Here is a 7,947-nt window from a genome sequence, read left to right as displayed (position 1 = left end):
GCGCGGCATCCAACGCCACATCGATATCGGCGCCGGTGGAACGCGCCACCTCACAGAACACCTCACCAGTCACCGGCGTCGGATTCTCGAAATACTCACCCCCCACCGGCGCGGTCCACTCACCGCCGATGAAATTCTCGTACCGGGGCTGGAAACCCATCAACGATCCTGTCGAACCCGGGCGGGCGAACACTGGCATAAGTCCTCCTCTACGAGACACTTTCATTAGAACGAACAGCGCGAACCGCGGGTGCGGTCGACGACGGCAGCACCATCGACATGTCTGCGGGATACCGCACGGTCACGTCGATACCACCGGCGAAGCGATAAGGCTGAGCCGCAAGCAATCCGGCGAATTGCTTACGCAGCCGGGATAATTCGGCGCGGACGGTGACCACCCGCGAGCGGTCGCCGTAGAGATCGGCGGCCAGTTCGGGGGCCGACCGGCCCCGCGGATCACGCGCCAGGATCAGCAGGATTTCGGCGTGGCGCAACGAAATGTCGTGACGCCAGCGGCCGAACTGCCCCGCCATGTCCAACGCAGGTGAACCCGTGACGGTCAGATCCAGCGCCACGTGGGCCAGCGCCGGCGCTTCGTCGTCATCGGTGGGCCGGACCAACCAACCACCGGGGAGCACATCGACATCGCAGACGCCGAAAGTGGGGATCCATGCCCGGCCGGGCCCGATTCCGTCCGGCAGCAGAATGCGGTGGTGCAGCGGAAGCGAGTCGACCGCGGCAACCCAGCCCTCGGGATCGACCGCCAGGGCGGGTTGACCGATGCGGGCCAGGATCGGGGCGGCGACCATCCGCAGCCGATTCAGCGTCCGGTGGTGCTGCTCTCGTAGGTGCGATTCGGCGAGCCGGGCCACCGCGTCGACCAGCGCCACCGTCGTCGGATGGACGGTCGCCGCGGGCCCGGACACGTCGACTACCCCGATCACCTGCCCGGTGCGCGGGTCACGAATGGGCGCCCCGGCGCAGGTCCACGAGTGATGGGTGCGCAGGAAATGCTCGGCGGAGAACACCTGGACGGCGCGGTTGGATACCAGCGCGGTGCCGATCGCGTTGGTACCGACCTCGCCTTCGGCCCAGTGTGCCCCCTCGATGAACCCGAGCCGGTCGGCGTTGCTCAGCACCGACGAGGAACCGGACCGCCACAGCACCCGGCCCTGGGAATCGGCGACGACGAGGATGTTGGTGCCGTCGGCAACGATCGACTCCAATCCGCGAGACACCTCGTCGAGCACTGCCATCAGGCCGGATGCCCGACGCAGGGCCTCGATCCCCCCGGATTCCAGGACGGGTGGAGTGCGGCCGTCCGGGTCGATCCCCTTCGACATCAGCCGCCGCCACGAGTCGCCGATGACATCCCGGGGCCGGGCGGGAGCACGGTGGCCCGACATCGTCGCGTCGTAGACAGCCGACATCAACCGCGCGTAACTGCGCGGGTCTTCACCGACCGCGACCGCGGGTTCAGGCACGTGCGCCCCTTGCATCACTGCCGATTGTGCTCCGCATCTCAGCGGTAGACCAGGCCGCCGTCGATCAGACCGGCCTGCCCGGTCATGTAGTCGGCATCCGGCCCGGCCAGATAGGCCACGAAGCCGGCCACGTCATCGGAGGTTTCGGCCCGGCCGAGCGCGATCCCGCCGACGAACTTGTCGTAGGTCTCGCCTTCGGCAGCTCCGGTCAGTTCGGCGAACCGCTTGTCGATCTCCACCCACATGTCGGTGCCGACCACACCGGGGCAGTACGCGTTGACGGTGATCCCGTCGGCGGCGTGCTCCTTGGCGGCGGCCTGCGTCAGTGCACGCACCGCGAATTTCGACGCGCTGTAGACGCCGAGCATGGCGAAGCCGTCATGGCCGGCGATGGAGGAGGCATTGATGATCCTGCTGATTTTTCCTTGTTCCTTGTTCCTCAGGGCTTTGAACTTCGCCGCGGCCGCCTGCGTGCCCCACAGCACCCCGTTGACGTTGACGGCCCACACCCGCGCGGCCTCGTCTCCGGTGACATCGGCGATGGGGCCGACCAACGCGATGCCGGCGTTGTTGACCATGATGTCGAAGCCACCCAACGCTTGGGCGGCGTGGTCGACCGCGGCGAACACCTGGTCACGGTCGCTCACATCGGCGACGTATGTGGTTGCTTTGCAGCCGATCTCGGCGATCTCGTCGGCAACACCACTGATGCCGTCGGGACGCACATCGATGAGTGCGATGTCGGCACCGTCGCGGGCCAGGCGCAGCGCTATGCCGCGTCCGATACCGCGGCCCGCGCCGGTGACGAGGGCGGCCTTTCCGTGCAGGCTCATGATTCTCCGTTCGGGTCGACCAGAACTTTCATCTTCTCGCCGGCGTGCAGCGCTTCGAAGCCCTCGTCGACGACGTCGTCGATGGGAATCTTGGCCACCCATCCGGAGGTGTCGTAGGCGCCGTCGGCCATCAGCGCGATGACAGCCTCGAAGTCGGCACCGGTGTAGCACAACGATCCTTGGATCCGACTCTCGTTCATGACGAGATTGAGAAGCGGTGTCTCCAAAGGCTTTTCGTAGATGGCCACACTGACCATCGGCTTGCGGGAGCCCACGCAGGCCAACGCCGTCGCCACGGCCGGAGTGACCCCCGCGGCGTCGAACACCGCGTCGGCTCCGTCGCCCCCGGTGTGTTCGGCGATGAAGGCGACGACGTCGAGCGCCGTCGGATCCAGCGTTTTGGCGCCGAGCGCCTCGATAGCGGCACGGCGCGTCGCCGTCGGTTCGACCACGAACACGTCGTCGAGTCCCTTGCCGCGCAGCGCGAACCACAGGCCGATGCCGATCGGCCCCGCCCCGAAGACCATCGCGGTGCCGCCGGGATTGACGTCGCCGAGGGTGGCGGCGTGGTAGGCGACCGACATCGGCTCGACGAGGGCGCCGAGTTCAAGGGAGACGCTGTCGGGCAGCTTGTGCAGCATCGAGGTCGGCACGACGGTGTATTCGGCCATCCCGCCGTCGGACATCAATCCGTGGAAGCCGATGTGCTGGCAGACGTTGTAGTTGCCGGCCCGGCACGGTGCGCAATGGTCGCACTTGTAGATGGGTTCGACGGCCACCCGGTCCCCTTCGGCCCAGCCGGTGACACCGTCGCCGACGGCGGTGATGGTGCCGGAAAACTCATGGCCGATGGTCAGCGGCAGTTGCTGGCCGGTCAGGGGGTGCGGCGCGGTGGGCACGAAGATCGGCCCGGCGTAGTACTCGTGGAGGTCGGTGCCGCAGATTCCGTTGAAGCCGACCTTGAGTTTCACGGTGCCCGGCGCGGGTTCGGGCTCGGCGACGTCGTCGATCTCCACCTTGTTGGGTCCGTAGTAGACGGCTGCTTTCATACCGCCGTTGTATGTGACGGCGACCACACCGCGAAAGAGTTGCACGGGGTTGCAGCGCGGTCCCGTCCCACGCGCCCAAACGTCGGTCTGGGCGAACTTGTGCGGGTACGTCGCGACAATTCGTCGATCTCGGCGGGCAGCGCGGGGTTGCAACGCCTCGCAACTCTTGCCCGTCGCCGGCACTCGGGTGTGCCCTGGGTCACATGACATCGACATTGGAACCTCAGACCGCCGTCACCCCGCAACAGCGGGTCGACGCCTGGCTCGCCGACTTCGAAGCCGCGCTGGCCGCCCGCGATATCGACCGGGTCACCGGCAAGTTCGCCACCGACAGCTTCTGGCGCGACCTGGTGGCCTTCACCTGGAACATCAAGACCGTCGAGGGCCGCGACGCGATAGCCGGCATGCTGTCTGCCCGCCTCCAGGACACCGCCCCATCGGGGTTCCGCACCCGGGAGACTCCGACCGCCGACGGCGATGTGACCTCGGCGTTCATCGAATTCGAGACGTCGATCGGTCGAGGAACCGGGCATTTGAGGCTCAAGGGCGACCACGCTTGGACTCTGCTGACCGCGCTGCAGGAGCTGAAGGGTTTCGAGGAAGCCAAAGGTCCGACGCGGGTACTCGGTGCGGTGCACGGTGACGACCCCGACCCGCGATCCTGGGCGCAGAAGCGCGCCGAGGAGGATGCCGAACTGGGCCGCACGGTGCAGCCGTACGTGTTGGTCGTCGGAGGCGGTCAGGGCGGGATCGCGCTCGGCGCGCGGTTGCGTCAGCTCGGTGTACCCGCGATCGTCGTCGACCGCCACGAACGCGCGGGCGACCAGTGGCGCAAGCGGTACAAGTCGCTGTGCCTGCATGACCCGGTCTGGTACGACCACCTGCCCTACCTGCCGTTCCCGCAGAACTGGCCGGTGTTCGCCCCCAAGGACAAGATCGGCGACTGGCTGGAGTTCTACACCCGCGTCATGGAGGTGCCGTACTGGCCGAAGACGACCTGCCTGTCGGCCTCCTATGACGAGACGGCCAAGCAGTGGACCGTCGAGATCGACCGCGACGGCGAGCGGCTGACCCTGCACCCGACCCACCTTGTGCTGGCGACCGGAATGTCGGGCAAGCCGAGCGTGCCGACGCTGCCGGGGCAGGAGGTGTTCACCGGCGACCAGCACCACTCCAGTGCGCATCCCGGGCCGGACGCCTACCTGGGCAAGAAGGCCGTGGTGATCGGGTCGAACAACTCTGCCCACGACATCTGCAAGGCGCTCTACGAGAACGGCGTGGACGTGACGATGGTGCAGCGGTCATCGACGCATATCGTCAAGTCGGATTCGCTGATGGAGATCGGCCTGGGCGACCTGTATTCCGAGCGTGCGCTGGCCGCGGGAATGACCACCGAGAAGGCCGACCTGACGTTCGCGTCGCTGCCGTACCGGATCATGCACGAATTCCAGATCCCACTGTATGACCGGATGCGCGAACGCGACAAGGATTTCTACGACCGGTTGACGGCGGCCGGCTTCGAGTTGGACTGGGGCGCAGATGGTTCCGGGCTGTTCATGAAGTACCTCCGGCGCGGCTCGGGCTATTACATCGACGTCGGAGCCTGCGACATGGTCGCCGACGGAAGGATCAAGCTCGCCCACGGCCAGGTCGAGCGGCTGACCGAGGATTCGGTAGTGCTGGCCGACGGAACCGAACTGCCTGCCGACGTCGTGGTGTATGCCACCGGGTATGGGTCGATGAACGGCTGGGCGGCCGACCTGATCGGCCAGGACGTCGCCGACAGGGTGGGCAAGGTGTGGGGTCTGGGCAGCGACACCCCCAAGGACCCCGGCCCGTGGGAGGGCGAGCAGCGCAACATGTGGAAGCCCACTCAGCAGGAGAACCTGTGGTTCCACGGTGGCAACCTGCACCAGTCCCGGCATTACTCGCTGTATCTGGCGCTGCAACTCAAGGCCCGCTACGAGGGCCTCGCAACCCCGGTCTACGGGCTGCAGGAGGTGCATCACCTGAGCTGACCGAGCTCTCCGGCTAGGGAGCCAGCCTGTCGACGATGTCCTTGGACTCCTTGAGCCCGAGACCGGTCTGCTCGCGCAGCATCTTGATGGCCTGGATCTTCTGACCTTGCAACGCCAGCTGGAGCACCTCGGGACTCACCCCCGGACCGCCGACGTCAGGCACCGGTTCCGGCTCGGCGGACGACCCCTGCCCACGAAGCGCCCACTCGAGTTGAGCGACGCGCCGTTCCAACTCGTCGACCCGCCGGCGCAGGCCGCCGTCGTCCACATCGTCGACGTTGTCGGACCGCCCGAAGATGCCCATGCGGATCAGTATGTCGCATGCGGGAACAATGGTGGACGTGACCGACGCCCAGGAACCCACGGATGAGTACCTCTGGCTGGAAGACATCGCCGGCGATGAACAGCTGGATTGGGTGCGCAAACACAACGACCCGACCGTCGCCGAATTCAGCGGTGAGACGTTCGAGGCGATGCGCGCCGAAGCGCTGGAGGTGCTCGACACCGATGCCCGGATCCCGTACGTGCGCCGGCGCGGGGAGTACCTGTACAACTTCTGGCGCGACGCGGCCAACCCGAGGGGTTTGTGGCGACGGACGACGCTCGACAGCTACCGGGCTCGAGGATCCAGCGATGAGCGCTCGCGCGAAGAGCAGCCGACCCAGTGGGACGTGATCATCGATCTCGACGAACTGGCGGCCGCCGACGGCGAGAAGTGGGTGTGGGCCGGGGCCGACGTCATCGAACCGGATCACACGCGGGCATTGATCAGTCTCTCCCCTGGCGGCTCGGATGCCGCGGTCGTGCGTGAATTCGACATGCTGAAGCGGGAATTCGTGACCGGGGGGTTCGAGCTGCCGGAGGCGAAGTCGCGGTTGTCGTGGGAGGACCACGACACCGTGCTGGTCGGCACCGACTTCGGGCCCGGTTCGATGACCGAGTCCGGATATCCGCGGGTGGTCAAGCGGTGGCACCGCGGTCAGCCGCTGGCCGACGCCGAGACGGTGTTCACCGGGCCGGTCACCGACGTGCTTGTCGGGGCGTCGGTGGACCGCACCCCGGGCTACGAACGCACCTTGCTGCACCGCGCCGTCGACTTCTTCAACGACCAGGTGTATCAACTTCGTTCGGGCGAGCTGGTGCGGATCGACGCGCCGACCGACGCCAGCTTGTCGGTGCACCGCGAGTGGCTGCTGATCGAACTGCGCAGCGATTGGGAGACTGGTCGGGCATCGTATCGGGCCGGATCGCTGCTGGCCGCCGACTACGAGCAATTCCTGGACGGCACAGCCGATTTGGCCGTGGTGTTCGAACCCGACGAGCACACCAGCCTGCACCAGTACTCGTGGACCCGTGATCGCCTGCTGCTGGTGACGTTGGTCAACGTCGCCAGCCGGGTGGAGATCGTCATGCCGGGCTCATGGACACGGGAACCGGTGGCCGGTGTCGACGGTAATACGGTGATCGTCGCCACCGACGAGACCGGTGACGAAATCTTCTTGGATTCCAGTGATTTCATCACGCCGTCGCGGCTGTTACACGGTCAGGCCGGCGGTGAGCTGGCCGAGATCAAGCGAGCGCCGTCGTTCTTCGACGCCGCCGACCTGGAGGTGTCCCAGCACTTCGCCACCTCTGATGACGGCACGAAGATCCCCTACTTCGTCGTCGGCCACAAGCACGATAAGGCTCCCGGCCCGACATTGCTGGGCGGCTACGGCGGGTTCGAGGTGTCACGGACTCCGGGCTACGACGGGGTGCTCGGACGGTTGTGGCTGTCGCGCGGCGGCACGTACGTGCTGGCCAACATTCGCGGCGGGGGCGAGTACGGGCCGGGCTGGCACACCCAGGCGATGCGCGAGGGACGGCACAAGGTGGCCGAGGACTTCGCCGCGGTGGCAAGCGATCTCGTCGACCGCGGCATCACCACCGTCGCGCAACTGGGTGCGCAGGGCGGCAGCAACGGCGGCCTGCTGATGGGAATCATGCTCACCAAGTACCCCGAGCGTTTCGGCGCCCTGGTCTGCCAGGTGCCACTGCTGGACATGAAGCGCTTCCATCTGCTGCTGGCCGGGGCATCGTGGGTGGCCGAGTACGGCGACCCCGACAACCCGGAAGACTGGGCGTTCATCTCCGAGTACTCGCCGTATCAGAACATTTCGACCGACAAGCGCTATCCACCGGTGCTGATCACCACGTCGACGCGCGACGACCGGGTGCATCCGGGCCATGCCCGCAAGATGACGGCCGCGCTGGAGGAGGCCGGGCATCCGGTCTGGTACTACGAGAACATCGAAGGCGGGCACGCCGGGGCGGCCGATAACGCGCAAACCGCCTTCAAGTCGGCGCTGAGCTACTCGTTTCTGCACCGCATGCTGGGCTGATCGGGTGAGTTGACCAGCAAACCTTGCGTAGTACCCTCTAGCTAACAGCTAACTTGTCAGGGGGTGTGTGATGCAGGTCGACGTGGGTGAGTTGCGCTCGGGTGCAAACCGGTCGTACAGTGCGGCCGCGCTGGCGATGGAGGGTGCTGACCAGCTGCGTCGCGTGTCTCCGGCGTCGGGAA

At 66.6% G+C, this 7,947-nt stretch carries 7 protein-coding genes and 1 pseudogene; 3 read left to right on the top strand and 5 right to left on the bottom strand.

Annotated features, from left to right (window positions below; translation table 11 throughout):
- From ORI27_RS32420 to ORI27_RS32405, 4 genes and pseudogenes are all read right to left on the bottom strand, one after another.
- Nucleotides 1-199, bottom strand: a pseudogene (locus ORI27_RS32420) (aldehyde dehydrogenase); the annotation flags it as partial.
- A 10-nt stretch (nucleotides 200-209) separates the two neighbouring features.
- Nucleotides 210-1,499 (bottom strand): GAF domain-containing protein, encoded by a 1,290-nt coding sequence (locus ORI27_RS32415; RefSeq protein WP_266001332.1) that lies wholly within the window; start codon nucleotides 1,497-1,499, stop codon nucleotides 210-212.
- A 23-nt stretch (nucleotides 1,500-1,522) separates the two neighbouring features.
- Nucleotides 1,523-2,317: an acetoin reductase gene (locus ORI27_RS32410; RefSeq protein WP_266001333.1), complete on the bottom strand. Its 795-nt coding sequence runs from the start codon at nucleotides 2,315-2,317 to the stop codon at nucleotides 1,523-1,525.
- Complete coding sequence (locus tag ORI27_RS32405) at nucleotides 2,314-3,366, bottom strand: 2,3-butanediol dehydrogenase (protein ID WP_266001334.1); 1,053 nt, start codon at nucleotides 3,364-3,366, stop codon at nucleotides 2,314-2,316. Before ORI27_RS32405 ends, ORI27_RS32410 begins: the two co-directional genes overlap by 4 nt.
- Nucleotides 3,367-3,569: 203 nt before the next feature.
- On the opposite strand from ORI27_RS32405, the gene ORI27_RS32400 reads away from it, so the two are divergent.
- Entirely contained in the window at nucleotides 3,570-5,384 is a 1,815-nt protein-coding gene (locus ORI27_RS32400; protein ID WP_266001335.1) for an NAD(P)/FAD-dependent oxidoreductase, read from the top strand.
- Between the two features lie 13 nt (nucleotides 5,385-5,397).
- Here the strand turns inward: ORI27_RS32400 and ORI27_RS32395 are convergent, their stop codons facing one another.
- The gene (locus ORI27_RS32395; protein WP_266001336.1) at nucleotides 5,398-5,688 is read right to left on the bottom strand and encodes a ribosomal protein L7/L12; all 291 of its coding nucleotides are present in this window, start codon (nucleotides 5,686-5,688) and stop codon (nucleotides 5,398-5,400) included.
- Between the two features lie 28 nt (nucleotides 5,689-5,716).
- Between ORI27_RS32395 and ORI27_RS32390 the strand changes: the two genes are divergently transcribed.
- Nucleotides 5,717-7,765, top strand: coding sequence for a prolyl oligopeptidase family serine peptidase (locus ORI27_RS32390; RefSeq protein ID WP_266001337.1), 2,049 nt, complete (start codon nucleotides 5,717-5,719; stop codon nucleotides 7,763-7,765).
- Nucleotides 7,766-7,835: 70 nt separating this feature from the next.
- A partial coding sequence (locus ORI27_RS33270) for a DUF2563 family protein (protein WP_407666520.1) occupies nucleotides 7,836-7,947 on the top strand: 112 nt, incomplete at its 3' end.

The sequence above is a fragment of the Mycobacterium pinniadriaticum genome (assembly GCF_026242045.1).
GTDB classification, from domain to species: Bacteria; Actinomycetota; Actinomycetes; order Mycobacteriales; family Mycobacteriaceae; genus Mycobacterium; species Mycobacterium pinniadriaticum.
The sequence above is the reverse complement of the archived record's forward strand: the minus strand, read 5'-3'. Positions and strand labels throughout refer to the sequence as shown.